The organism is Arenibacterium halophilum (genome assembly GCF_005938225.1).
GTDB lineage: Bacteria > Pseudomonadota > Alphaproteobacteria > Rhodobacterales > Rhodobacteraceae > Arenibacterium > Arenibacterium halophilum.
Map to the genome: position 1 here is coordinate 828,275 of NZ_VCPC01000002.1, position 22,855 is coordinate 851,129.

Here is a 22,855-nt window from a genome sequence, read left to right on the forward strand (position 1 = left end):
CTTCAACCTAGCCAACCCGCAGGCAGTTTCAAAACAAAATTAACGATTACGCAGGGAGTGAAGTGGCGGGACCACCAGTCAACCGTGTGGTTTTGATTCCCGAGGACCTGTATATACAGGTGGGCGCCAGGTACCTGGACCAGGATCCAGACAGAGCCAGCTCCCTCGGATTTGCTTAAGGCCACCGGAATGCAACCGTTCACAAGAAGGGCAGAACCCGCCACGCCCTGAGATAGGCCGGGCCGGGCGTCGGGGCAAGGGGGATCGCGGCAAATCTTTGCCGCGCGGCAGGGAAGGGTGGACCGTCGCGGGGTTGATTTTTGTTCACCTATTGTTCATGCTTGACCTATGACCCTGGCCTTCACAGAACCACCCAGTCCGAAACCCGGCCAGTTGCTGGCCCGAGGCGTCTGCCGGATGCTGGCGGCGCATGGCTTCGTCACGGTCGAGGAAATGGTGCCAAGCCGCGGCCTGCGGGTGGATGTGATGGCGCTTGGCCCCAAGGGCGAGATCTGGATTGTCGAATGCAAATCCTGCCGCGCTGATTTCCAGGGAGACGCGAAATGGCATGGCTACCTGGAGTGGTGCGACAGGTACTTCTGGGCCGTGGATCAGGAATTTCCGACCGATCTGTTGCCCGACACCAGCGGGCTGATCGTGGCCGACGCCTATGACGGCGAGATCCTCCGCATGGCGCCCGAGACGAAACTCGCCCCGGCCCGCCGCAAGGTGATGATCCAAAAATTCGCCACCCACGCTGCGCGTCGCCTTCAGGCGCTGCGCGATCCCGGCGTGGCTGCAATCTACGGACCGGACCCGGCCTAAGACGCCTTAGCGTTTGACCGATTGTGCCGCCTTCGCGGCAGCCCTGATTTCCTCGGCAATTTCCTCGGCTTCCTCGGGGTCGAAGTCCATCGGAATCTCGACGCCCTGAGCCTCGACAAAAATGCGGACCATGCCCGAGTCGGTCGGCCCGATCTGAAGGTTCGCCTCGACGTCGCGCTGTGTATTAATGCCCATGATCTGTCTCCGTGAAGAAGACCTGTGCTAGCTTGGACCACGTTGGGAATCAAGGGAGGAAACCGGATGGCCGACACGCCCGGCGACGCGCTGCACCTGAGGCGATTCCGGCCCGAAGACGCCGCATGGCTGATCGAACGTCACGACACTCTGTATCGGCGCGACGAAGGGTTCGATGCCAGCTTTGGCGAATTGGTGGCGAAGATTATCAACGATTTCCTTGCCGAACACGACGCGACGCGTGAAGCCGGTTGGGTCGCCGAAGAAAACGGCCAACGCCTTGGCAGCATCTTCTGCGTCTCGGCGGAAAAGACAACGGCCAAGCTGCGCCTGTTTCTGCTGGACCCGGGCGCACGCGGCAAAGGGCTTGGCAAGCATATGTTGCGCCATTGCATGGCGTTCGCCCGTGCAGCCGGTTATCGCGACATGGTTCTCTGGACCCATGAAAGCCACCGCGCGGCCTGCGCGCTTTATGCGGCAACAGGCTGGCAGTTGATCGAGAGCCGTCCGGTCCATTCTTTCGGAGTCGATCTCGTGGAGCAGAACTGGACGATCACCCTCTAGGCCGCTTTATTTCGATCAAACAGTTTGTCGGGAAAACTCCGGCAAGACCCCTTGCATTCATTTCGGCCCTTGGGTACATCCGCCGCCAGTGCCGCCTTAGCTCAGTTGGTTAGAGCGCTGGATTGTGGATCCAGAGGTCCCCTGTTCAAGCCAGGGAGGCGGTACCATCTTCCAAGAGTTGGCTTGAAGGCAATTGCGTTCCGGTTGCTTTACAACGTCGCCGGGGGCTCTGCCCCCGTCCCTGCGGGACTCCCCCGGAGTATTTGCGGAATAATGAAGTGGGAAAGGTCCCTGCTTCTTTGGGCTCTAAATATCCCCGCCGGAGGCTATCGCGCGAAGCGCGATAAATGCGCAACGGCGGACCCTAGTTCGCGACGTCGATGGTTTGGATCATCTGGCCGTCCGCGCGGCTGAAGATCAGGATGCGTCGCCCCTTATCGGTGACGACGGCATACCAGTCGGGGGTCATGGTGAAGGCCTCGGCGGTGATGCCACCCGGCAGGGAGATCGTGTCAGGAACGACTTGGCGCTGTGTCGAGAAACGGATGACAAGCAGGGCCACGATAAGTAAAAGCCCGCCAATCATCACAGCCGTCAGCACGGTTACAAGGCGCCGGAGAAACCGCAGGTTTGCCGGTTCGGGCGCGTCATTCAGGGGATCGTTCATGGCGCTTCGCCTTGTGGAATTCAGTATCGCGGATAATCCGCCGTCGCGTCTTGATAAGGCGCTTTCGCGGGATGTGCCAGACGATGCGGCGTTGTCCCGGTCTCGGCTGGCGCGGTTGATCGCAGAGGGCGCGGTGTCCGTGGATGGCTCGGTTGTAACCGATACGCGGGCCCCGGTTGCAGAGGGGGCCGCCATTGCGATCACGGTACAAGAGGCCGAGGACAGCCATATCGCCCCGGAACCGATTCCCCTGACAATTGTCCACGAGGATGACGATCTTCTGGTGGTGGACAAGCCCGTTGGCATGGTGGTGCACCCGGCACCGGGCAGCCCATCGGGAACGCTGGTCAACGCGTTGCTCCATCATTTTGGCGGCGACCTGTCTGGCGTGGGTGGGGTGCGCCGGCCGGGCATTGTGCACCGGATCGACAAGGATACGTCGGGTCTGTTGGTCGTGGCCAAGAGCGATGCGGCGCATCACGGCCTGGCGGCGCAATTCGCGCGCCATACGGTCGAACGCTATTATCGCGCCTTCTGTTACGGGATTCCCGATGCGGGGGATGCGCGGTTGCGCGGCGTGCGCGGTGTCGGGTTCGAGCCGGGCAATATCCTGCGCATCACCTCGCAACTGGCACGGCACAGAACCGACCGGCAGCGGCAGGCCGTTGTATTTCAGGGCGGACGCCACGCCGTGACCCGGGCGCGGGTGGTCGATACGTTTGGCACGCCGCCGTGCCTGGCCGAGGTGGAGTGCTGGCTGGAAACCGGGCGCACGCATCAGATTCGCGTGCATCTGGCCCACGCCGGCCACGCGTTGATCGGCGATCCGGTTTATGGCGGCCGTCGCAAAGTGCCCGCGCGGGCGTTGTCCAAGGCCGGGCAGGCCGCGGTGCAGCAGTTTCCGCGGCAGGCGCTGCATGCGGCCGTTCTGGGCTTTCACCATCCGGTGACCGGGGATGCGTTACGCTTCGAGTCGCTGCTGCCAGATGATATGGTGGCTCTGCGGGATGACCTGGCCCTGTCTCACGATTGAGTGACGGAACACGCGTGCCTGTGCGTGCGTCATTTCTTTGAACCGCGGTGCGGGGGTGACGCTGATGCTGTGCGAATGCGCACATCACGAGGGTCTTTTCCGGTGACGTGTTCTTGACGATATGAAGTTGACGCTTGAAACCTGCTGTTTGCGCTCCCATATGGCATGTTAAGAGTATAAACATAAGAAGGGACGGGCCCATGGCAAACTACGCAAATCTTCCGGCGCCGACACCCGAAGGCGGGCTGAACCGGTACATGCAGGAAATTCGCAAATTTCCGCTGCTGGAACCGGAAGAGGAATACATGCTCGCCAAGCGGTGGGTGGAAGAACAGGACACTGAAGCTGCGCATAAGATGGTTACCAGCCACCTGCGTCTGGCGGCCAAGATCGCTATGGGATATCGCGGCTATGGTCTGCCGCAGGCCGAAGTGATTTCCGAAGCGAACGTGGGCTTGATGCAGGCGGTCAAGCGGTTTGACCCTGAAAAGGGCTTTCGTCTTGCGACCTATGCGATGTGGTGGATCCGCGCCTCGATTCAGGAATATATCCTGCGATCGTGGAGCCTTGTGAAGCTGGGTACGACCAGCGCGCAGAAAAAGCTGTTCTTCAACCTGCGCAAGGCCAAGGCGCGCATCGGCGCACTGGAAGAGGGCGATCTGCACCCCGATAACGTCAAGCAGATCGCAACCGATCTGGGCGTGACCGAGGATGAGGTCATCAGCATGAACCGGCGCATGTCGGGCGGGGATGCGTCGCTGAATGCCACCGTTGGGGCCGAAGGCGAAGGCACCATGCAGTGGCAGGATTGGCTGGAAGATGAGGATGCCGATCAGGCCAGCGACTACGAGGCGCGCGACGAACTCGAGGCGCGGCGCGATCTGCTGGTGCAGTCCTTCGATGTTCTGAACGACCGCGAAAAGGACATTCTGACCCAGCGGCGTCTGACCGAAGAGGCGGTGACGCTGGAAGACTTGAGCGGCCAGTACAACGTCAGCCGGGAACGGATCCGCCAGATCGAGGTGCGCGCGTTTGAGAAGCTTCAGAAGCGGATGCGCGAACTGGCCTCCGAACGCGGCATGATTGGCGCGGCCTGACGGTCTGAACACGAAAAAACCGGGGGCAGGCGAACTTTCGCCGGCCCCTTTTTACGTGCGGGTCCGGGCCAATCCGCGGGATTGCCGTTGATTGCCACTTGCCGCCGCGTTACCCCGGTCTAGATCGCGCAAGGAAAGGCCGCCGCATGAAGATGCACGAAACGTTCATTAAGCCGATGCATCCCGAAGGCATCAAATTCGTGGCCATCTTTGCTGCGATTGCCTTGGTGCTGTTTTGGCTGTGGGAACCGTTGGGCTGGCTTGGGTTTGGTCTAACAGTCTGGTGTTACTATTTTTTCCGAGATCCGAAACGGAGCGTTCCGGACCGGGAAGGGCTGATCGTCTCTCCTGCCGACGGGGTTGTTTCACTGATCGAACCTGCAGCACCGCCGCCAGAGTTGGGGATGGGTGACGCGCCACTCACGCGGGTCAGCGTGTTCATGTCGGTGTTTAACTGCCATGTGAACCGCGCGCCGATTGCGGGCCAGGTCGACAAGATGGTGTACCGCCCGGGCAAGTTTCTGAACGCCTCGCTCGACAAGGCCAGCGAAGACAATGAACGCAACAGCCTTGCCCTGCTGTTGCCCGATGGACGGCGTATCGCGGTGGTGCAGATTGCCGGTCTGGTGGCGCGGCGCATCGTGCCGTTCGTCGAGGAAGGCCAGAGCCTGCGCACCGGAGAACGGTTCGGGCTGATCCGGTTCGGCTCGCGACTGGATGTGTACCTGCCCGAAGGCGTGTCGCCTCTGGTGGCGCTGGGGCAGACGATGGTGGCCGGTGAAAGCATCATCGCCGATCTGAATTCGCCCGAGCTGCGCCGGTTGGCGCAGAGTATCTGAGCATGTCCCGTCGCGCCCCCCTTCGGTCCATGCGACCCATTCAGATGTTGCCCAATCTGATGACACTGGGCGCGATTTGTGCGGGGCTCACCTCGGTCCGGTTTGCGTTCGACGGCAATGCCGGGCTGTCCATGTCACTGATCGTTCTGGCGGCTGTGCTGGACGGGCTTGATGGCACCGTGGCGCGGCTTCTGAAAAGCGAAAGCGAGATCGGGGCCGAGTTGGACAGCCTTGCCGATTTCGTGAATTTCGGCGTGGCGCCGGGGCTGCTGCTGTATCTGTGGGCGCTGCAAAGCGGGCGCAGCGCGGGATGGATCGCGGTTCTGATCTTTGCGATCTGCTGCGCGATGCGGTTGGCGCGCTACAACGTCATGTCGCGCAAGGAGCCGGGCAAGAAGCAGATGTATTTCTCAGGCGTCCCAGCCCCTGGCGGCGCGCTGTTGGTTCTGATGCCGCTGGTTCTTGCCCGCGTCCTGCCCGAAATATTCCAGCCTGTTCTGCACACCTTTGCCGGTATCTGGCTGGTTCTGGTGGGCATGATGATGATTTCGACGATTCCGACACCGTCGCCCAAGCTGCTGAAGGTGTCGCGCGACAAGGCGGCGTATGTGATGGTGGCGTCGGTGGGTCTTATCGCGGCCTTCTTTACCTATCCCTGGCCCGTCGTTCTGGCCGTTGAGCTGGGCTACCTCGCGATCCTGGCCAGGTTCGCTTTGCGTCGCAAGCACTTGATACCCGAGGAGAATTGAGCAGTGAAGGCAAGCAATGTCGCCACGTCCTACCGTCGGTGGGCGCCGATATACGACCGCACGTTCGGTGCCGTGACCAATGCCGGTCGCAAGCGCGCCGCAGCTCACGCCAGTGCGCGGGGCGGAGCCCTTCTCGAAGTGGGAGTCGGCACTGGCCTGGCTTTGCCGGAATATGGGTCCAACGTCGATGTCACGGGGGTGGATTACTCGCCCGAGATGCTGGCCAAGGCCAAGGCGCGGGTGGCAAATCAACGCCTGCACAACGTGCGTGAGCTCCGTCAGATGGATGCGCGTGAGTTGGATTTTCCCGACGAAACCTTCGATTTCGTCGCCGCGATGCACGTGTTGTCGGTGGTGCCCGAACCGCGCCGGGTGATGTCGGAAATTGCCCGGGTCTGCAAGCCGGGCGGCGATGTTCTGATCGTTAACCACTTCGCCCGCGAAAAGGGATTTCTCTCGGTCGCAGAACGGGTTACGGCGCCTCTTGAAAGTGTTCTGGGTTGGCATTCGGATTTCGAGATAACGGACGTTCTGAATGAACCAACCCTTTCGGAAACCGCGCGTGAAAGCCTGCCGCCGATTGGCCTGATGACCTGGCTGGTCTTGACGAAAACGCATTAGGCCGGGCAGCATCGCAGAAAAGCCAGGTCGGAGGCTGGATGACGCTGCGTTGGGGAATACTGGGCGCTTCGAACTTTGCCAGAGCCTTTATGGGTCCGGCCATTCACGCAGCGCGACAGTCGGCCTTGGTGGCGCTGGCGACATCAAGCGCCAAAAAGGCCATTGGGTTCAGCGCCTTTTGCCCCGATCTTCGTGTGCATTCCGACTATGACGCGCTGCTTTCCGATCCTGACATTGACGCGGTGTATATCCCGCTGCCCAATACGCTGCATGTCGACTGGACGCTGAAGGCATTGGATGCGGGCAAGCATGTCCTGTGCGAAAAGCCGATCGCAATGGCGGCGTCCGACATCGACCGGCTGATCGCCAAACGCGACGAAACCGGATTGCTGGCGGCCGAGGCTTATATGATCGTGCATCACCCGCAATGGCTGCGCGCGCGCGAAATGCTGCGCGATGGCGCCATCGGCCGACTGGCCCATGTCGAAGGTACGTTTACCTACAATAACCCGGACGCGGCCAACATCCGCAACAAGGCCGAGATGGGCGGCGGTGGCATCGCTGATATCGGGGTCTACACCTACGGTGCGACCCGTTGGATGACTGGGCAAGAGCCAGAGGCGATCACCCACGCCGATTTGACTTATGAAAACGGTGTCGATGTGGTCGCCCGCGTGTCCGCCCGGTTCCCGGGGTTCACGGCGCAGTGGATGAATTCGACCCGGATGCATCCGATGCAGCAGATGACGTTTATCGGCGATGCCGGTGCGATCCGTCTGACCGCGCCCTTCAACGCCAATGTCTATGGCGAGGCGCGCGTCGAACTGCATCAGCCCGATCTGGGCCTGCGCGTGGAACGGTTTCCGGCGGCAAACCATTATATCCTGCAGGTCGAGGCATTTTCCCGCTCGGTGCGTGACGGCGAGCCGTTTGGCTGGCCGCTGGAACAGGCGCGCGGCACGCAGGCGATGATCGACGCGATTCATACGCACGCGAAAGGGGTGTGACATGGCTGGAGGATGGTCGCGTGATGGCGCTGTGGGCGAACAGATCGAAGCGTCGATCAAGGACGAGTTGGACCGCATGAGGGCCCGCCGCGCGCCTGTGGGCGAGTCGGCCGCGCATTGCGCCGAATGCGAGGAGCCGATCCCCGAAAAGCGCCGCGCCGCAATCCCCGGAGTCAAGCTGTGCATCGACTGCCAGTCCGAGCGCGATGGCCGCGCGGTACAGCGCGGCGGCATCAACCGGCGCGGCAGCAAGGATAGCCAGTTGAAGTAAAGGGCCACTCACGCAACGGGTGCGGGCCAGAGCGCATGGAAATGGTGCACCGGCCCGTGGCCGCCGCCCACATCCAATTGATCGGCAGCCGCCAGGGAAAGGGTCAGATAATCTTTGGCGCTTGCCACGGCGCCGGGCACTTGCCGCCCCGGCAATAGGGCTGCAATCGCCGCAGACAGGGTGCAGCCGGTGCCATGATCATTCGTCGTCGTGATGCGCGGCGCGGGCAGGGCGGTAACGTGGCCATTGCGCCCCGCCAACAGGTCGGTGCTGTCGGCGCTGTTCTCGAGATGCCCGCCCTTCAGCAGCACCCATTCAGCTCCAAGCGCCAGCAGATCGGGCAGGGCATCCTGCATGGCTGCGCCGTTCCACGCGTCAGCGCGGTCCAGCAGCACGGCAGCTTCGGGCAGGTTCGGCGTGATGATGGTGGCCAGCGGCAGCAGCTCGTCGCGCAGGGCGGTGACTGCCTCGGGCGCCAGCAAGGCATGGCCGCTTTTCGCCACCATCACCGGATCCAGCACGATATTGCGGGCTTTATGGGCACGCAGCCGATCGGCCACTACTCGAGCGATCCCGGCATTCGCGATCATCCCGATCTTCACGGCGTCGATGCGCACGTCTTCCAGCACCGCGTCGATCTGCTCGGCCACGAAACCCGGGTCCAGCGCCACGAACTGCCGCACTCCGCGCGTGTTTTGGGCCACCACCGCCGTGATCGCCGAGCAGGCATAGGCGCCGAGGGCTGAAAACGCCTTGATGTCGGCCTGTATCCCGGCGCCACCCGACGGATCGGTGCCCGCGATGGTTAGAACATTGGCAATATGCCCGGTGGGCGCTGGGATGGTTTGGGGGTGCATGGGCGGCCTCGCATATTGAGGCCGGCTAGGGCAGAAAGCGTATCGGTCCTGTCCCTTCGCCGGCATGATCCGGATCAGGTTCAAAGGGTCACCGCGCCGCCCCGGTTTCGCCGGGCCTAGCGGACTCTCAGCCCCTTGTCAGGGCTCCCCTCGGTGACGACACGATAGCAGGCCGCTGGGCATGTGCAACGCGAATGCCCCGAGCCGGACGGTTTGGGCCGGTCCGCTGGGCCTTTCTGCAAGGGAACGATCATGCTCGATGAAAATCGGGCTTGCACCTTTCTTGTGTTATAAGATATCGCATTTGATACGTTATAACATTACGGAAGTCGGGGTGTTCGCGTGCAGTGTCTGACCGGGTTCAGCCGCTGTTGAAATCACTCCTGCAATTCATCACCCCGGCAGCCTGCTGACCGGAACCGGAGAGGATATGCCATGTTGGATGTGGTTGTGATCGGAGGGAGCTTTGCCGGCTTGAGTGCCGCCCTGCAACTTGCGCGGGCCAGCCGCTCGGTGCTCGTCATAGACGCGGGAGAGCCGCGAAACCGCGCCTCTGCCGCTGCGCATGGCGTGCCCGGGTGGGATGGTGTTCCGCCCGCAGATATCCTCGCGCGGTTTCGGGCGGATCTGGCCGGGTATCCTACCGTTCGTGTTCTGGAAAACCGGGCAGAGCACATCACGGGCGAGATCGACGCCTATCACGTGATCACCGCGAGCGGACAGAGCTTTGATGCCCGCCGGATCATACTTGCACATGGTGTGCGGGATATCCTGCCCGATCTGCCGGGCCTTTCCGGGGCCTGGGGGCGGACCGTCCTGCATTGTCCCTATTGCCATGGCTACGAAGTGAAGGGCCAGCCGCTGGCCGTTCTGGCGACCGGGCCGATGGCGGCACATCAGGCGCATATGCTTCGTGCCGACTGGAGCGATGACGTGACCGTTCTGGTCAATGGGGCCGAGGGGCTGGACGAATCCGGCCTCATCGCGGCGGGTCTCAAGATCGAGCATCGCGCTCCTGTTCGGGTCGCGCGGGCAGAGGGCATTGGTGTTTGGTTCCACGATGGGACGGAGACCCAATTTGCTGCGGTCTTCACGGCGCCGAAGGTCAGTCTGGCACAGTCTCCGGCCGACGGACTTGGCCTGGGCATGTCCGACGGGCCGATGGGTCCCTATGTGCGCACCGGTCCGATGCAGCAAACCGATATGCCCGGTGTCTTCGCGGCGGGCGACCTCGCAACGCCGATGTGGAACGTCAACTTCGCCGTCGGTGATGGCGCCCGCGCCGGTACGGGCTGCCACCAGTCGCTTCTCTTCCCCGATTTCATTCCCGCTCTCGAAAAGGACGCCACATGACACATGCTCTTGATCCCCGCCTTCCCGTCACTGTCCTGTCGGGATTTCTTGGCGCAGGCAAAACGACGCTGCTGAACCGCGTGCTGAACAATCGCGACGGGCGCCGCGTGGCCGTGATCGTCAATGATATGTCCGAGCTCAACATCGACGCCGATCTGGTCCGTGCCGACACCGAGTTGTCGCGCACCGACGAAACGCTTGTTGAAATGTCCAACGGCTGCATTTGCTGCACCCTGCGCGACGACCTGCTGCAAGAAGTCCGCAAGCTGGCCGGGGAAGAACGGTTTGACTACCTGCTGATCGAATCGACCGGAATTTCCGAGCCGCTGCCCGTGGCGGCCACTTTCGATTTTCGGGACGAGGCGGGAGAAAGCCTGTCGGATGTCGCGCGGCTCGACACGATGGTGACAGTGGTCGATGCAGTCAACCTGCTGAACGACTACGCCAGCCACGATTTTCTGCACGACCGGGGCGAAACCCTCGGCGACGAGGACGAGCGCACGCTGGTTCACCTGCTGACCGATCAGATCGAATTCGCCGATGTGGTTGTTCTGAACAAGGTGACGGATGCAGGCCCGGCAAAGGTGGACGCCGCCCGCAAGATCATCCGCAGCCTCAATGCCGACGCGAAGATCATCGAGGTTGACCGCTCGGATGTTCCGGCGGACGTGATCCTGAATACGGGTCTTTTCGATTTCGGACGCGCGCACGAGCATCCGATGTGGGCGAAAGAGCTCTATGGCTTTGCCGACCATGTGCCTGAAACCGAGGAATACGGCGTTGCCTCTTATGTCTATCGCGCGCGTCAGCCTTTCGACCCGTCCAAGGTTCTCGAGGTTCTGAATGGCGATCTGCCCGGCGTCATCCGCGCCAAGGGCCATTTCTGGGTCGCGACGCGGCCCGATTGGGTGGCCGAATTCTCGCTTGCCGGAGCGCTTTCGTCGGTGACGCCGCTGGGCCAGTGGTGGGCCACCGTGCCGCGCGAACGTCACCCCGACACCGATAGCGCCCGCGCCTATCTGGCGCAGCATTGGGTCGACCCTTGGGGCGACCGGCGGCAAGAGATCGTGTTTATCGGCGCAGGCATCGACTGGCCGTTGCTGAAAACGCGGCTGGACGCGGCCTTGGTTCCCCAGAGGATCGCCCCCGGCCCGGACGCGCTGCCCGACTTGCCAGACCCGTTTCCGATCTGGCGGAGGGCGGCTGCGTGACGGTGGTCCGCGTACCCCAATGTATCCATGCCTCGCTCCACGACGTGGGGGCAGAGGTATGAGGCGCAATGTTTCCACCACGTTGCGCCGTCGCCTCAGGGGCGATCCAATGCAGGCCTATGATGCCCTGCCGCGACCCTTGCGGCTGTGGCTGGCGCAGGCCGCTTTGCCGTGGTCGCCGGTGTCGTGCCGCCGGATCTGGGCCAGGGCCCGGGCCGAGGGCGCAAGCCACGACGACATTCTCGACCGGCTCGATCGGGCCGAACAGATGACCCTTTCCCGCGATCGGCTTTAGCTACCTGCCATAAGCCGCGCAATCCCCGACGTTCAACAGGATCAAAGACCATGAAGCATACCCTGGCAGTTCTTGCCGCCGCTCTGATCACCACGGCATCGCCCGTGCTGGCCGACAACACGCTCGACGTTGTTGCGCAATTCGAAATCCAATCGCCCGAGCCCTCGACCTCGGGCTATATCTTCACCCGCATGGGCGTGGCCGAGACGCTGACCAATGCCGATCCCAAGGGCGCGCTAACGCCCGGTCTCGCGACCGAGTGGGCGGCGTCCGAGGACGGTCTGAGCTGGACTTTCACCCTGCGCGACGGGGTGCAGTTCCATGATGGCTCTGCGATGACGGCAGACACCGTGGCCAGCGCGCTGGACATCGCCCGAGCCAAGCCCGGTCCGCTTGCGAAGACCCCTGTAACGGGGATGGAGGCCGGGGAAGGCGCCGTTGTCATGACCCTGTCCGAACCCTTTGCCGCGCTCCCGGCTTACCTCGCCCACTACAGCGCGCAGATTCTCGCACCCGCCGCCTATGGCGCGGATGGCGCTGGGGTCCGTGTCATCGGTACCGGGCCTTACAGGATCACCGATCTGGCCCCGCCACTAGGCCTGAAAGCCGAAGCCTTCGCCGACTATTGGGGCAGCGCGCCGCATGTGCCGATGGTCAGCTACGCCGCCGTCAGCCGGGTCGAGACGCGCGCGCTGATGGCCGAATCCGGCGAGGCGGACTTTGTATTCGGTCTGGATCCCGCCTCGGTCGCGCGACTGGGCATGTCGGATGCGGCCACCGTGCATTCCGTCGCGATACCGCGCACGCTGCTGATCAAGGTGAACGCAAGCCATCCCGCCTTGTCGGAACCTGAGGCGCGGCAAGCGCTGTCGCTGGCCATCGACCGGGAGGCCATCGCCAAAGCTGTTCTGCGCTATCCCGAAGGGGCGACCCAGCTGTTCCCGCCGTCAGTCGGGGACTGGCACGACGATAGCCTTGCCCCCTTGGCCTATGACCCCGAGGCGGCCAAGGCACTGCTGGCCGATCTGGGCTGGGCCACTGGCAACGACGGCATCCTGACCCGGGATGGTGGGCGATTTGCCGTGACCCTGACCACCTATCCCGACCGGCCCGAACTGCCGCTCGTGGCATCGGTTCTGGAACAGCAGTTTCGCGCCATCGGGGTAGAGCTGACGATCAACACCACCAATTCCTCCGAGATCAGCTCGGGCCATCAGGACGGATCGCTCGATCTCGGTCTGATCGCGCGGAACTTTGGTCTGATCCCGAACCCTGTGGGCACGGTTCTTTCCGACTACGCGCCGACCGGCGACTGGGGGGCCATGGGTTGGCAGAATGACGAGATCGTGGAGCTGGCCCGCGCCGTCGGGCGTGGCGACGGCGGAGATAAGGAGCGTGCCCGGATCGCCGAAATCCTGCAAACCGAGCTGCCGATCATCCCGATCGCCTGGTATCGTCAGACGCTGGCCGTGGCCACGGGCGTCGAGGGCACGGTGATCGACCCATGGGAACGGAGCTTTGGCCTGTCGGATCTGACGCTGGCGCAATGAACACGTTGATAACACGGGGCATTCAGGCCCTTATGGTGGCGGTCCTGATCGGGGCCGCTACATTTGCTATGATGCGCGCCCTGCCAGGTGATGCGGCCTATCGGATCGCCGCCGGTCGGTATGGTTACGACAATGTCGACACCGCTGCCGCCGATGCGGTGCGCGATGAACTCGGGCTTGGCGGTCCGGCGCTGCCCGCCTTTCTGAGCTGGCTGGGTGATCTGCTGCGACTGGATTTCGGCACCTCTCTGGTCACCGGCAACCCGGTGATTGAAGAGATCGGGCATCAGCTGGGCGCGTCGATGGCGCTGGCCGGGGTCGCCGTGCTTTTGTCGCTGGTCCTCGGGCCGCCACTGGGCATCCTTGCCGGGCTCCGGCCCGGTGGCGTGCTCGACCGGCTGCTTCTGGTCGTATCCACCGGGCTGAAGGCTGTGCCGCAGTTCCTGATGGCCCTGATCCTTATCCTGATCCTGTCGGTGCAGTTCCGTCTGCTGCCCGCCGCCGGGCATGGCGAGGCGCGGCACTTCATCCTGCCTGCCCTGGCGCTGGCACTTGGACTGGCCGCCGTCAACGCACGGATCGCGCGGGACGCCATGGCGCGGATCGGCGCAATGCCATTTTACAGCTTTGCCCAGTGGAAGGGGCTGAGTCCGCATCAGACGCTGTGGCGGCACGGGCTGCGCAACGTCTCGGTGCCGCTGCTGACCTATCTCGGGCTTCAGTTCGTGACGCTTGTCGAGGGCGTCGTGGTGGTCGAGGCGGTCTTTGGCTGGCCCGGCATTGGCCATGCACTGGTGCACGCGATCTTTTCCCGCGATGTGCCGATGGTGCAGGGCACGGCGCTGTGCCTGGGGCTGAGCTTTGTTCTCATCAACGCCGTCATCGACGTTCTCACGCAGCGCATCGATCCAAGGAGAGCCACATGAGTGACGCCGTGATGATCCCGCGTCCCGCGGGCCATGCCACGCGCTGGATCGGCGCCACGCTGGTGGCCACCGTGCTGGTCTTTTCCCTGATCGGTCCGCTGGCCGTGCCGGGTGATCCTTTCGCGCAATCACTGATGAAGGCGCTCTCGGGGCCGGAGCCGGGGGCGCCGCTTGGCTATGACCACCTTGGGCGGTCGATCTTTCACCGGCTGGCGCATGCTCTGCGCCTGTCACCTGCCATCGCGATAGCCGCGGTGCTGAGCGCCGGGCTTGCCGGCTTGGTCCTTGGCACCGTGGCAGCCGCGCGAGGCGGCTGGACCGACCGAATCCTGACCACCCTGGCTGACGCATTGCTGGCGCTGCCGGGGCTTCTGCTGGTGCTCATCGTGCTGGCCATCTTGCCCGGCACGGCATTTGGCTTCTGGGCTGGCTTGTCGCTTGTGCTGTGGGTCGAGTTCTTCCGCCTGACCCGTGCGGCCACGCGCGAGGTGTTGGTCTCGCCCGCAGTGCAGGCGACGCGGCTGCTGGGCTTCGGGCCAATCTACATCTTCCGCACCCACATCTGGCCGGAAATCGCGCCCATGATGCTGACGGCGGCGGCGTTTGGCACCGCAACCGCGATCATGGCCATCGCCGCGCTTGGCTTCGTGCACGTGGGCATGCGCGCTCCGACGCCGGAACTGGGCCTGATGATGGTGGAACTGCTGCCCTACTGGCGCGAGGCACCTATGGCGTTGCTGTCGCCCGTGATCGCCACCTTCGCCCTGCTTCTGAGCCTGACCCTTCTGGCCGGGAGCCGCGAGACATGACCCTATTGAACGCCGAAGACATTACGGTGTCGCAGGGCGGAACGCCGATCCTGCACCCCGTATCGCTGCATCTGGAACCCGGCGAGCCGCTGGTCATTCTGGGCGAAACCGGGTCGGGCAAATCGCTTCTGGCACAAGCCATCATGGGCACCCTGCCGCGGGACCTGACGGCGCGGGGCCGGGTGGCCTTGGGCGATCACCTGCTGGATGCGGCACGGCCCAACGGGTTCCGCCCGCTCTGGGGCCGCCAGATCGCGGTGCTGCCGCAGGAGCCCTGGCTGTCACTCGATCCGCTGATGCGCGCCTCTGGCCAAGTGGCCGAGGCGCATCGGCTGGTGCGAGGTCTGGGGAAAGGGGAGGCGCGGGCACAGGCGACCAGCGACCTTGACCGGCTAGGCCTGAGCGGCGCTGGTGCCCGCTACCCGCACGAGTTGTCGGGCGGCATGGCGCAGCGCGTTGCCATCGCTGCCGCACGGGCCGGGGGCGCACGGGTCGTCATCGCGGATGAACCGACCAAGGGTCTGGACGCCGCAAGGCGGGACGAGGTGGCGGACCTGCTGCTCGCCGAACTGGCGCGCGGCGGCGGGTTGCTGGTCATCACCCACGATCTGGCACTGGCGAGGCGTGTTGGCGGGCGGATGATCGTTCTGCGCGAAGGTCGCGTCGTTGAGACCGGCGCGACCGCGTCCGTGATGGGCGCACCGACGCAGGCCTATACCCGTGATCTGATTGCCGCCGATCCGGAAAACTGGGCGCTGCGGACACCAGCGGCGCCCGGGGCGCCCGTGCTGACCGCGACCGGGCTGGCAGCGGACCGGGGCGGGGCGCGGCTCTTCTCGGGACTGTCGTTTGACCTGGCCGAGGGTCGCATCCTTGGTGTCACCGGGCCGTCCGGTTGTGGCAAATCCACACTTGGCGATGTGGTGCTGGGGCTGCTCCGTGCTTCCGAAGGCCGTGTGGACAAGGCCAAAGGTCTGACCGCCACGGCGTTCCAGAAGCTCTACCAGGATCCCGTCGCGGCCTTTCCCCGCCACCGGACCCTTGAGCCAACGCTCCTCGACGTCGCCCGCCGCCACGGCCAGTCGCAAGCGCGGATCGACGCGCTGATGCCGCGCCTCGGTCTTGCCCCCGTGCTGCTGACACGCAGGCCCGATGCCGTGTCGGGAGGAGAGCTTCAGCGGCTGGCCCTGCTGCGCCTGCTGCTCGTCCGGCCGAAGTTCATCTTTGCGGACGAACCGACCTCGCGCCTCGATCCCATCACGCAGAAGCAGGTGATCGACCTGCTCTGCGATATGGCCGAGACCGAGGGCTGTGCCATCATGCTGGTCAGCCATGATCCGGCGCTGGTAGCCCGGACGGCGGACCATGTGCTGTCGCTTGGACCCGATGCGGCAAACGTGGATGTGACCCCGCCGCGTGTCGCGCGGGCGTTGCAATGACGCCGTGGACCTATCGGCAATGACAGAACGTATCACGGAACGGCTGGTTTTGGCTTTTGCCGCCGTGGTCCTGACCTGAGGCTGGCGTGTTCCTTGCGCCCTGTCTGTCGCAGGCAGGGCGCAAGGAAATTTCAGTCAGGTTGGAGCCGGTCACCCGGGAATGTCAGACCGGGGCTGCCAGCCGGTTGTTGGCGCGCCAGGTAACCCAGAAATTGATCGCGACGATCACCAGCACGACCAGCGGCGCGATGGCGTGGCTGAATTCGCCGTTCAGCAGAACCGTGCCAGCCGCCGATGCCATCACACCGGCTGCAAGAAGGCTGCCAATCAGGCGCGTTGCAGGCAGTGCGATCAGCACCGCCGCAGTCCACTCCAGAATGCCGGTGAGGTAATGGAACCAGCCCGGATACCCCCAACGGGTATAATCCGCCTGAATTTGCTCGGAGGCGAAGATGTTCATGGTGCCGCCAAGAACAAAAAAGGCAGCAATCAGGGCTGCGAAAATGTGGCGCCAAGGAATTGATTTCATAAGGTGTTCTCCGGTCTTATGGCGTCAGGCCGCTTCATCAGAGGGGCTGGACAGTGTTGAAGGTTCGATCGTGCCAGATAAGGGGGCGGACTTTGCCATCTAGCGTTATGTTCTGCGGGTGACCGACAAAGAGGATGTGGCCACTGGTTTCCAAATGTTTCCCGAGGGTACAATCCATCGCCGCGACAGCGCCGCTTAGTCGGGGCATACCAGAGGGCCAACTTCCCCAGTCTCCGTGCTGGAAGCGCTCGGCGCGCGCGACCTTGCCTGCGAAGGCGTCGGCCACCGCGTGCTGGGACTCCGAGAGCATGGCAAAGGAGAAACCGGCGGTTCGGCAGATCATATCCGCAAGTTCCGAGTCGGCACGGATCGACACGAGGATCGCCGGCGGTTCGACCGCAAGTGAGAAGACGGCCGTGACCGTTCGTCCCCACCGTGCGCCGTTTTCGTGGCACGTGACGACACAGGTGGTTGCGGCGAGCGCCGCCATCGCATCGCGAAAATCCTGCTGGATTCCGGCACTGGAAACCGCTGGAGTGGTGTGGAGTGTCATGATCCGCTTCCCTGTCCCGCGTTCGGCGAGAAATGTGTCTTCAGCTTGTCGGCCTCGCCGTCCATGGAGTCTGCATTCGCGGGCGGTTCGCGCGCTTCGATGATGACGGGCCAAATCTCGGCGTATCTGCGATTGAATTCGACCCAGCTCCCTGCCTCGGCGTCGGTGTCGGGGCGGATCGCGTCAGCTGGGCATTCGGGTTCGCAGACGCCGCAGTCAATGCACTCCTCGGGGTGTATCACCAGCATGTTCTCGCCCTCGTAAAAGCAATCCACGGGGCAAACATCGACGCAGTCGGTGTACTTGCAGGCGATGCAGTTCTCGGTAACGACGTATGTCATGGGGTCCCGGAATTATTCCGCCGCGCGTTAAAGCGCACGGCGTGCCCGCGATCAGGCAAGGTTGGGTTTGTCGAAGGCGTTCAGCGCGGTGATATCGGTCAGCTGATGCCTATCATACTGAGGTTCCAGCGGTTTCTGGCTCTTGCCGAGATCGGCCAAGGCAGGGTTGCCATAGGTCAGACTGAGCAGGACAAAGGCCATTCGCTGTCTCCGTTTACAGGCGCGGTTGCATCGCGCGGTGCATTTCGATATTTAATCAAGTTAATGCTTTGAAAAACATTGGAGGCATTATGTCAAGCGATGACTTGGATAAACACGGCTGGTCGCCACGGGCCCCTGCCGAGCGGATCCTGATGGTGCTGAAGATGCGCGGCGCGCTGACCTCTGCGCAGGTGGGCGAGCGCCTTGGGATCACCGGAGAGGCCGCGCGACAGCAACTGCTGAAACTCGCCGAAGACGGTCTTGTTTCGGATGAGCGTCGCGCCGCCGGACGGGGGCGTCCTTCTGTCTATTGGCACCTGACCGACGCGGGGCAGGCGCGGTTTCCCGACAGCCACGCAGCGCTGACCGTGGACATCCTGCGCAGCATTTCAGAGGTTCTGGGCGAGGATGCGTTAAATCGCATCATCAGCGCGCGCGAGTTGACCACTCAGGCGCTGTACAAGGAGGCGATGTCGGATTGCGCCAGTCTGAAAGACCGCGTTGCCCGGCTGGCCGAATTGCGCACAGCCGAGGGCTACATGGCCAGCGCCGAAGAGGGGCAGGCCGGAGAACTGCTATTGGTCGAAAACCATTGCCCCATTTGCGCGGCAGCGACGTTTTGTCAGGGCTTTTGCCGGGCCGAAAAGGCTGTGTTCCAGAACGTGCTGGGCACAGGTGCCTCGGTCGAACGGGTGCAACACATCGTCAGCGGCGGTCGCCGCTGCACCTATGTCATCCGCGAGGCCACGGAATGAGCGAACAGCCCCGGGCGCCTGTGCCACGGTCGCCGGAGGCCGTCGACGAGGGGTTGGACGAGGCGATGATCCACGACGTCGTTCACCACTTTTACGCCACAGCCCGTGAGGATCCGGTGATCGGCCCGGTTTTCCGGGCGCATGTCCCGGATGCCCAGTGGCACCATCACCTGGCCCGGATTGAAACCTTCTGGTGTTCGACCCTTTTGGGAACGCGCACCTACGACGGGCGTCCTATGCCCAAGCACCTTGCGATCCCAGAACTGTCGGACGTCCATTTCCGCCGCTGGCTGGCCCTGTTCCGGCACACCGTCGAAATGCTTTGCCCGCCGAAAACGGCACAGCTCTTCGTCGCGCGCTCCGAGCGCATTGCCGAGGCGTTCCGGATCAACATCGCGATGCACCGAAAGAAGGACCTGGTTTTTCACGCACCCTTGACGCGTGAGCCCTATCCTTGAGGCCATTGCCTTCGCGCGACAGGCCGGCCTGCCGTTTCACATGCTTGGGGGCGGCAGCAATGTGGTGCTTGCCCCGGATGTCAGGGCTGTCGTCGGCCTGATGCACTTGCGCGGGCGCCGAATTCAGGAATTACCCGATAGCTTCCGCGTGACCGCCCGGGCAGGGGAACCTGGGGCGATCTTGTGCGCTGGACCGTCGCGCAGGGCGTGGGGGGCTTGGAAAACCTTGCCGGCAATCCCGGGACTGTCGGGGCTGCGCCGGTTCAGAATATTGGCGCTTACGGGGTGAACCGGAGCGATGTCTTCGAGGCACTGGTGGCTATCGGCATTACGACCGGGTGCAATGTCCGGTTTGCCAAGTCGGACTGTGCCTTCGGGTCTCGCGGAAGCCCTTTCAAGGCCGAGCCGGGCCACTGCATTGTGCTTGAAGTGTCGCTTCTGTTGCCGCGTCCTTGGCAAGCCGTCCGCAGCTATGCGGGCTTGCGGACCCTTCCAAAAAGAAGCGACCCGGCAGACGTCATGCAGGCTGTTCTGACGCGCCGCGGATCGCGGATACCAGACTGGCGCTTGACGGGTAACGCCGGATTTTTTTACCAATCCGGTCGTGTCCGCTCAGCTTGCAGACACATGCCCAACGATGCCGGCGCATCCCGTCGATGGCGGCGTGAAACTCTCGGCTGGTTGGCTGCTCGATGCCTGTGGCTTCAAAGGTGCCCATCTGGGCGGCGCCGGGTTTTATGAGCGACACGCCCTCGTCCTTGTGAACCAGCGTGACGCCAGCTTTGACGATGTGACGATCTTCGCCGCGCAGGCCCGCACCGCGGTCCAGGCTCGTTACGGTGTCAGACTGGAGCAAGAGCCAAAGACAATGTATTAGCGGCGGACGCCTGTGCCGCGGTACTGGTGCGCGAAGTCTGCGAGCGAGCAGCTTCTTACATGCAATTCGGTCGCCGGTTGGCCAGAGCAGACCCGCTTAGCAGATCCTGGAAAGCAGACGCTGGCCACCCCGCGATACGGCACCCAAGCGCGGCTATGTGGAGTCAGTCGGGGTGTTCTGGAGAAGTGGACAACCTTGACGCCCCCGTGGCAATGCCCCTCCGTCTGGGTAACCGGGCCAAACCCGGGATGAGGCAAATTACGGTGCAATAATTCGGGATCAAGGCATCATTGGGTTGCACCAGCCCCGAAAACGGGGCCAAAAGGCCCACAACTCAAGGACGTCAGGTCGGATGACAATGCGCGAAGAGCCGGTAAGGCAAAGGGTTTCTAAGGTCCGAAGTGCTGCACGCCTGAGCGTGGCGCCGATGATGGATTGGACGGATCGCCACTGCCGGTTCCTGCACCGCCAGTTCAGCGCGCGGACGTTGCTCTATACCGAAATGGTGACGGCCCCGGCGCTGGTTCGGGGCGGTGCAACACATCTGCTGGATCATGACGCGCGGGAACAGCCAGTGGCGTTGCAACTCGGCGGCTCCGATCCCGGCGAACTGGCCGAGGCGGCCGCCCTTGGCGCAGACGCCGGCTATCCCGAAATCAACCTCAATTGCGGTTGCCCGTCCGACCGGGTGAAATCCGGGCTTTTCGGCGCGGTGTTGATGGCTGACCCGGCCCGCGTGGCCGCCTGTGTCTCCGCCATGGCGCAGTCGGTCGGCGACAGGGCCGAGATCACCGTAAAATGCCGCATTGGCATCGACGATCAGACACCGGCAACCGTGCTGCCCGATTTCCTGCAGCAGATCGCGGATGCCGGTGTGTCCCGGGTCACGGTGCACGCGCGCAAAGCCTGGCTTCAGGGGCTCAGCCCCAAGGAAAACCGCGATATTCCGCCACTGGACTATGATCTTGTCCTGCGCATGAAAGATCGCTTTCCAAACTTGCACCTGTCGGTCAACGGCGGCATCACCACGCTCGATCAGGCGCAGGGCTTCCTCGATCGTGGCATCGACGGTGTGATGATCGGGCGCGCGGCCTATCATGACCCGGCCTCGGTTCTCTCACGGGCCGATCCGGAGATTTACGGCCAGGGTACGGCAGCCGATCCTGACAAGGTGGTCACCGCAATGCGCCCCTATATCGCGGCGCACCTGGAACAAGGCGGGAAATTGCACCAGATCAGCCGCCACATGCTGGGCCTGTTCACGGGCCGTCCCGGCGCCCGCATCTGGCGCCGCCACCTGTCCGAAGGGGCGCATCGCCCTGGCGCCGGGCTCGAGGTGGTCGATGCAGCCCAAACGGCCCGCACCGAAGCAGAAGCCACAACGGCCGAAACCCTCTGATCGCCCTTTCAATATTCCGGAAATACTCCGGGGGAGTCCCGTAGGGACGGGGGCAGAGCCCCCTTTTGTCCATTTCCGCCTCCCGTCGGCAGAGGCAGATGTCCTACCCCGTTACGACCCTTGCACCGCTTCAATCCGTCCCGGCAGCATGGCCAGCGTCAGACACAACGCGATCACCGCGCAAAGGGCAATCGCCCCGATCATCGGCAGCGCGGTGCCGTCAAAGAACGGCCCCGCCAGCGCGATCATCAAACCGCCCGCCAGCATCTGCAACGTTCCCCCAAGGGACGAGGCAAGCCCGGCGTGTTCGCCATGGTCATCCAGTGCCAGAACCATCGTGGTGGGAATGACAACGCCAAGGCACGCATTGGCCAGAAACAACAGCACCGCAATCGCGATCAAGGTCGCCTGACCGGCCAGCGCCGCTCCCAGCAGAGCCAAAGCAAAACCCGAGAATCCGAAAATCCCGAACCGCACCAGCCGTCGCATCCCCAGCTTTTCGCCCAGGTATCCAGCCATTTGCGAGGCGGTGAAGAAGCCGATCGCATTCACCGCGAAGGCGATGGAAAAGCCGGTCGGCGTCAGCCCGAACTGCGTGACATAAACAAAGGGAGCCGAGGCGATGAAGACGAAAAAGCTCGCCATGCCAAAGCCGCCGATCAGTGTCAGGCCCATGAAGCCGCCATCGCGCAGCAGATGGGCCGATCCGTGCAGCAAGGCGCGCGGAGAAATCGGGGTGCGCCGCTCGGCCGGCAGGGTTTCGGGTTGCAGCGTCACCGTCAGGATCAGCGCCAGCACAGCCAGAACGCAGAGCACGGCAAACACCATGCGCCAGCCCGACACGGCGATCACGCCGCTGCCCGCCAGCGGGGCCAGCATCGGCGAGACCGCGATCACCAGCATGATCATCGCCATCAGCTTGGTCGCCTCGGGGCCGGTGTACATGTCGCGTACAATGGCGCGCGGCACCACCATCAGCGCGGCGCCTCCCAACCCCTGGAACGCGCGCCATGCGACCAGCGATTCTACCGACCCAGCCAGCGTCGCGCCAAGCGAGCCAAGCGTGAACACGGCCAGACCCAGAAGGATGGGCAAGCGGCGGCCATAACGGTCGGCCATCGGTCCATAGATCATCTGCGCCAGGCCGAAAGCGATGAAATAGCCGGTCAGCGTCATCTGCACAGCTGTCTCGGACGTGCCGAAATCCTCGGCGATGCGGGGCAGGGCGGGCAGGTACATGTCAATGGCGAAGGGGCCGACCAATGCCAGCAGGCCCAGAACAAGTCCGGTGCGGAGCATGAGATATTCCTTGAGGTATAGGCGTCAGAGGGCAAAAGCCGGGCGACTCGGTGGCGACCATAGCCTGCTCGCAGACATATGCCAATAGCACACGTTTGGCGCTTGCCGACCGCCCCGCCCATGCGCTTTATGGCG

Annotated in this window: 27 protein-coding genes, 1 tRNA gene, 2 pseudogenes and 1 riboswitch; of the genes and pseudogenes, 22 read left to right on the forward strand and 8 right to left on the reverse strand. The window is 63.4% G+C overall.

Going from position 1 to position 22,855, the window contains the following annotated elements; all coding sequences use genetic code 11:
- The first annotated feature begins 348 nt into the window (after positions 1-348).
- Positions 349-825: an MmcB family DNA repair protein gene (locus FGK64_RS10720; protein WP_138863782.1), complete on the forward strand. Its 477-nt coding sequence runs from the start codon at positions 349-351 to the stop codon at positions 823-825.
- A gap of 6 nt (positions 826-831) precedes the next feature.
- Here FGK64_RS10720 and FGK64_RS10725 read toward each other — a convergent pair whose 3' ends face one another.
- Complete coding sequence (locus tag FGK64_RS10725) at positions 832-1,020, reverse strand: DUF6324 family protein (RefSeq protein ID WP_138863783.1); 189 nt, start codon at positions 1,018-1,020, stop codon at positions 832-834.
- 66 nt (positions 1,021-1,086) lie between these two features.
- On the opposite strand from FGK64_RS10725, the gene FGK64_RS10730 reads away from it, so the two are divergent.
- Both FGK64_RS10730 and FGK64_RS10735 read left to right on the forward strand, forming a co-directional pair.
- On the forward strand, positions 1,087-1,584 hold the full coding sequence (locus FGK64_RS10730) for a GNAT family N-acetyltransferase (protein ID WP_138863784.1): 498 nt from the start codon (positions 1,087-1,089) through the stop codon (positions 1,582-1,584).
- 90 nt (positions 1,585-1,674) lie between these two features.
- A tRNA-His gene (locus FGK64_RS10735) sits at positions 1,675-1,751 on the forward strand.
- 197 nt (positions 1,752-1,948) lie between these two features.
- On the opposite strand, the gene FGK64_RS10740 is transcribed toward FGK64_RS10735, so the two are convergent.
- Positions 1,949-2,251, reverse strand: a complete 303-nt coding sequence (locus FGK64_RS10740) for a DUF6476 family protein (protein WP_171054033.1) — start codon at positions 2,249-2,251, stop codon at positions 1,949-1,951.
- Here FGK64_RS10740 and FGK64_RS10745 point away from each other — a divergent pair.
- The 7 genes from FGK64_RS10745 (at position 2,250) to FGK64_RS10775 (ending at position 7,868) form a co-directional block, all read left to right on the forward strand.
- Positions 2,250-3,284 (forward strand): RluA family pseudouridine synthase, encoded by a 1,035-nt coding sequence (locus FGK64_RS10745; protein ID WP_138863785.1) that lies wholly within the window; start codon positions 2,250-2,252, stop codon positions 3,282-3,284. The genes FGK64_RS10740 and FGK64_RS10745 overlap by 2 nt on opposite strands.
- 200 nt (positions 3,285-3,484) lie before the next feature.
- Positions 3,485-4,381 carry an RNA polymerase sigma factor RpoH gene (gene rpoH, locus FGK64_RS10750; protein ID WP_138863786.1) on the forward strand — a complete coding sequence of 299 codons (897 nt, stop codon included), beginning with the start codon at positions 3,485-3,487 and terminating at the stop codon, positions 4,379-4,381.
- Positions 4,382-4,527: 146 nt separating this feature from the next.
- The gene (locus FGK64_RS10755) at positions 4,528-5,220 is read left to right on the forward strand and encodes a phosphatidylserine decarboxylase (protein WP_138863787.1); all 693 of its coding nucleotides are present in this window, start codon (positions 4,528-4,530) and stop codon (positions 5,218-5,220) included.
- Positions 5,221-5,264: 44 nt separating this feature from the next.
- A complete protein-coding gene (pssA, locus tag FGK64_RS10760; RefSeq protein ID WP_246057730.1) occupies positions 5,265-5,969 on the forward strand; it encodes a CDP-diacylglycerol--serine O-phosphatidyltransferase in 705 nt (234 codons plus the stop codon).
- Between the two features lie 3 nt (positions 5,970-5,972).
- Positions 5,973-6,590 (forward strand): class I SAM-dependent methyltransferase, encoded by a 618-nt coding sequence (locus tag FGK64_RS10765; protein WP_138863789.1) that lies wholly within the window; start codon positions 5,973-5,975, stop codon positions 6,588-6,590.
- Positions 6,591-6,628: 38 nt separating this feature from the next.
- A complete protein-coding gene (locus FGK64_RS10770; protein WP_138863790.1) occupies positions 6,629-7,597 on the forward strand; it encodes a Gfo/Idh/MocA family protein in 969 nt (322 codons plus the stop codon).
- Between the two features lies 1 nt (position 7,598).
- A complete protein-coding gene (locus tag FGK64_RS10775) occupies positions 7,599-7,868 on the forward strand; it encodes a DksA/TraR family C4-type zinc finger protein (protein ID WP_138863791.1) in 270 nt (89 codons plus the stop codon).
- A gap of 8 nt (positions 7,869-7,876) precedes the next feature.
- Here the strand turns inward: FGK64_RS10775 and thiD are convergent, their stop codons facing one another.
- Positions 7,877-8,725, reverse strand: coding sequence for a bifunctional hydroxymethylpyrimidine kinase/phosphomethylpyrimidine kinase (gene thiD, locus FGK64_RS10780; RefSeq protein ID WP_138863792.1), 849 nt, complete (start codon positions 8,723-8,725; stop codon positions 7,877-7,879).
- Positions 8,726-8,759: 34 nt separating this feature from the next.
- Positions 8,760-8,886, reverse strand: a riboswitch (TPP riboswitch).
- Between the two features lie 274 nt (positions 8,887-9,160).
- On the opposite strand from thiD, the gene FGK64_RS10785 reads away from it, so the two are divergent.
- From FGK64_RS10785 to FGK64_RS10815, 7 genes are read left to right on the forward strand one after another with little or no spacing between them, the layout of a single operon-like run.
- Positions 9,161-10,078 (forward strand): NAD(P)/FAD-dependent oxidoreductase, encoded by a 918-nt coding sequence (locus tag FGK64_RS10785; protein WP_138863793.1) that lies wholly within the window; start codon positions 9,161-9,163, stop codon positions 10,076-10,078.
- Positions 10,075-11,289, forward strand: coding sequence for a GTP-binding protein (locus FGK64_RS10790; protein WP_138863794.1), 1,215 nt, complete (start codon positions 10,075-10,077; stop codon positions 11,287-11,289). Before FGK64_RS10785 ends, FGK64_RS10790 begins: the two co-directional genes overlap by 4 nt.
- 58 nt (positions 11,290-11,347) lie before the next feature.
- Entirely contained in the window at positions 11,348-11,584 is a 237-nt protein-coding gene (locus tag FGK64_RS10795; RefSeq protein ID WP_138863795.1) for a DUF6525 family protein, read from the forward strand.
- Positions 11,585-11,634: 50 nt separating this feature from the next.
- Entirely contained in the window at positions 11,635-13,134 is a 1,500-nt protein-coding gene (locus FGK64_RS10800; RefSeq protein WP_138863796.1) for an ABC transporter substrate-binding protein, read from the forward strand.
- Entirely contained in the window at positions 13,131-14,060 is a 930-nt protein-coding gene (locus tag FGK64_RS10805; RefSeq protein ID WP_138863797.1) for an ABC transporter permease, read from the forward strand. The genes FGK64_RS10800 and FGK64_RS10805 overlap by 4 nt, the downstream gene beginning before the upstream one ends.
- Positions 14,057-14,869, forward strand: a complete 813-nt coding sequence (locus FGK64_RS10810) for an ABC transporter permease (protein WP_210236562.1) — start codon at positions 14,057-14,059, stop codon at positions 14,867-14,869. Before FGK64_RS10805 ends, FGK64_RS10810 begins: the two co-directional genes overlap by 4 nt.
- Complete coding sequence (locus tag FGK64_RS10815; protein ID WP_138863798.1) at positions 14,866-16,308, forward strand: ABC transporter ATP-binding protein; 1,443 nt, start codon at positions 14,866-14,868, stop codon at positions 16,306-16,308. Before FGK64_RS10810 ends, FGK64_RS10815 begins: the two co-directional genes overlap by 4 nt.
- Positions 16,309-16,471: 163 nt before the next feature.
- Here the strand turns inward: FGK64_RS10815 and FGK64_RS10820 are convergent, their stop codons facing one another.
- The 4 genes from FGK64_RS10820 to FGK64_RS22150 are packed head-to-tail and all read right to left on the reverse strand — an operon-like array spanning position 16,472 to position 17,932.
- Positions 16,472-16,837, reverse strand: coding sequence for a DoxX family protein (locus tag FGK64_RS10820; RefSeq protein WP_138863799.1), 366 nt, complete (start codon positions 16,835-16,837; stop codon positions 16,472-16,474).
- A gap of 37 nt (positions 16,838-16,874) precedes the next feature.
- Positions 16,875-17,390 carry a flavin reductase family protein gene (locus FGK64_RS10825; protein WP_138863800.1) on the reverse strand — a complete coding sequence of 172 codons (516 nt, stop codon included), beginning with the start codon at positions 17,388-17,390 and terminating at the stop codon, positions 16,875-16,877.
- Entirely contained in the window at positions 17,387-17,731 is a 345-nt protein-coding gene (fdxA, locus tag FGK64_RS10830) for a ferredoxin FdxA (protein WP_138863801.1), read from the reverse strand. Before fdxA ends, FGK64_RS10825 begins: the two co-directional genes overlap by 4 nt.
- 51 nt (positions 17,732-17,782) lie before the next feature.
- Positions 17,783-17,932, reverse strand: coding sequence for a hypothetical protein (locus FGK64_RS22150; RefSeq protein ID WP_171054034.1), 150 nt, complete (start codon positions 17,930-17,932; stop codon positions 17,783-17,785).
- 89 nt (positions 17,933-18,021) lie between these two features.
- On the opposite strand from FGK64_RS22150, the gene FGK64_RS10835 reads away from it, so the two are divergent.
- The 5 genes and pseudogenes from FGK64_RS10835 to dusA all read left to right on the forward strand — a co-directional run bounded on the left by FGK64_RS10835 (position 18,022) and on the right by dusA (position 21,421).
- Positions 18,022-18,687, forward strand: coding sequence for a helix-turn-helix transcriptional regulator (locus tag FGK64_RS10835; RefSeq protein WP_138863802.1), 666 nt, complete (start codon positions 18,022-18,024; stop codon positions 18,685-18,687).
- Complete coding sequence (locus FGK64_RS10840; protein WP_210236563.1) at positions 18,684-19,145, forward strand: group III truncated hemoglobin; 462 nt, start codon at positions 18,684-18,686, stop codon at positions 19,143-19,145. The genes FGK64_RS10835 and FGK64_RS10840 overlap by 4 nt, the downstream gene beginning before the upstream one ends.
- Before the next feature lie 40 nt (positions 19,146-19,185).
- Positions 19,186-19,391 (forward strand): annotated as a pseudogene (locus tag FGK64_RS22825) (FAD-binding protein); the annotation flags it as partial.
- Positions 19,392-19,743: 352 nt separating this feature from the next.
- Positions 19,744-20,022, forward strand: a pseudogene (locus FGK64_RS10850) (hypothetical protein); the annotation flags it as partial.
- A 352-nt stretch (positions 20,023-20,374) separates the two neighbouring features.
- A complete protein-coding gene (dusA, locus tag FGK64_RS10855; protein WP_171054036.1) occupies positions 20,375-21,421 on the forward strand; it encodes a tRNA dihydrouridine(20/20a) synthase DusA in 1,047 nt (348 codons plus the stop codon).
- A gap of 111 nt (positions 21,422-21,532) precedes the next feature.
- Here the strand turns inward: dusA and FGK64_RS10860 are convergent, their stop codons facing one another.
- The gene (locus FGK64_RS10860) at positions 21,533-22,720 is read right to left on the reverse strand and encodes a multidrug effflux MFS transporter (RefSeq protein WP_138863805.1); all 1,188 of its coding nucleotides are present in this window, start codon (positions 22,718-22,720) and stop codon (positions 21,533-21,535) included.
- Positions 22,721-22,855: the final 135 nt, after the last annotated feature.

Bases quoted from the DNA above. Each gene is read 5' to 3' on its own strand.
- FGK64_RS10720 (WP_138863782.1), top strand. From the start codon at position 349: ATGACCCTGGCCTTCACAGAACCACCCAGTCCGAAACCCGGCCAGTTG.
- FGK64_RS10725 (WP_138863783.1), bottom strand. From the start codon at position 1,020: ATGGGCATTAATACACAGCGCGACGTCGAGGCGAACCTTCAGATCGGG.
- FGK64_RS10730 (WP_138863784.1), top strand. From the start codon at position 1,087: ATGGCCGACACGCCCGGCGACGCGCTGCACCTGAGGCGATTCCGGCCC.
- FGK64_RS10745 (WP_138863785.1), top strand. From the start codon at position 2,250: ATGGCGCTTCGCCTTGTGGAATTCAGTATCGCGGATAATCCGCCGTCG.
- FGK64_RS10740 (WP_171054033.1), bottom strand. From the start codon at position 2,251: ATGAACGATCCCCTGAATGACGCGCCCGAACCGGCAAACCTGCGGTTT.
- rpoH (WP_138863786.1), top strand. From the start codon at position 3,485: ATGGCAAACTACGCAAATCTTCCGGCGCCGACACCCGAAGGCGGGCTG.
- FGK64_RS10755 (WP_138863787.1), top strand. From the start codon at position 4,528: ATGAAGATGCACGAAACGTTCATTAAGCCGATGCATCCCGAAGGCATC.
- pssA (WP_246057730.1), top strand. From the start codon at position 5,265: ATGTTGCCCAATCTGATGACACTGGGCGCGATTTGTGCGGGGCTCACC.
- FGK64_RS10770 (WP_138863790.1), top strand. From the start codon at position 6,629: ATGACGCTGCGTTGGGGAATACTGGGCGCTTCGAACTTTGCCAGAGCC.
- FGK64_RS10775 (WP_138863791.1), top strand. From the start codon at position 7,599: ATGGCTGGAGGATGGTCGCGTGATGGCGCTGTGGGCGAACAGATCGAA.
- thiD (WP_138863792.1), bottom strand. From the start codon at position 8,725: ATGCACCCCCAAACCATCCCAGCGCCCACCGGGCATATTGCCAATGTT.
- FGK64_RS10785 (WP_138863793.1), top strand. From the start codon at position 9,161: ATGTTGGATGTGGTTGTGATCGGAGGGAGCTTTGCCGGCTTGAGTGCC.
- FGK64_RS10790 (WP_138863794.1), top strand. From the start codon at position 10,075: ATGACACATGCTCTTGATCCCCGCCTTCCCGTCACTGTCCTGTCGGGA.
- FGK64_RS10795 (WP_138863795.1), top strand. From the start codon at position 11,348: ATGAGGCGCAATGTTTCCACCACGTTGCGCCGTCGCCTCAGGGGCGAT.
- FGK64_RS10800 (WP_138863796.1), top strand. From the start codon at position 11,635: ATGAAGCATACCCTGGCAGTTCTTGCCGCCGCTCTGATCACCACGGCA.
- FGK64_RS10805 (WP_138863797.1), top strand. From the start codon at position 13,131: ATGAACACGTTGATAACACGGGGCATTCAGGCCCTTATGGTGGCGGTC.
- FGK64_RS10810 (WP_210236562.1), top strand. From the start codon at position 14,057: ATGAGTGACGCCGTGATGATCCCGCGTCCCGCGGGCCATGCCACGCGC.
- FGK64_RS10815 (WP_138863798.1), top strand. From the start codon at position 14,866: ATGACCCTATTGAACGCCGAAGACATTACGGTGTCGCAGGGCGGAACG.
- FGK64_RS10820 (WP_138863799.1), bottom strand. From the start codon at position 16,837: ATGAAATCAATTCCTTGGCGCCACATTTTCGCAGCCCTGATTGCTGCC.
- FGK64_RS10825 (WP_138863800.1), bottom strand. From the start codon at position 17,390: ATGACACTCCACACCACTCCAGCGGTTTCCAGTGCCGGAATCCAGCAG.
- fdxA (WP_138863801.1), bottom strand. From the start codon at position 17,731: ATGACATACGTCGTTACCGAGAACTGCATCGCCTGCAAGTACACCGAC.
- FGK64_RS22150 (WP_171054034.1), bottom strand. From the start codon at position 17,932: ATGGCCTTTGTCCTGCTCAGTCTGACCTATGGCAACCCTGCCTTGGCC.
- FGK64_RS10835 (WP_138863802.1), top strand. From the start codon at position 18,022: ATGTCAAGCGATGACTTGGATAAACACGGCTGGTCGCCACGGGCCCCT.
- FGK64_RS10840 (WP_210236563.1), top strand. From the start codon at position 18,684: ATGAGCGAACAGCCCCGGGCGCCTGTGCCACGGTCGCCGGAGGCCGTC.
- dusA (WP_171054036.1), top strand. From the start codon at position 20,375: ATGACAATGCGCGAAGAGCCGGTAAGGCAAAGGGTTTCTAAGGTCCGA.
- FGK64_RS10860 (WP_138863805.1), bottom strand. From the start codon at position 22,720: ATGCTCCGCACCGGACTTGTTCTGGGCCTGCTGGCATTGGTCGGCCCC.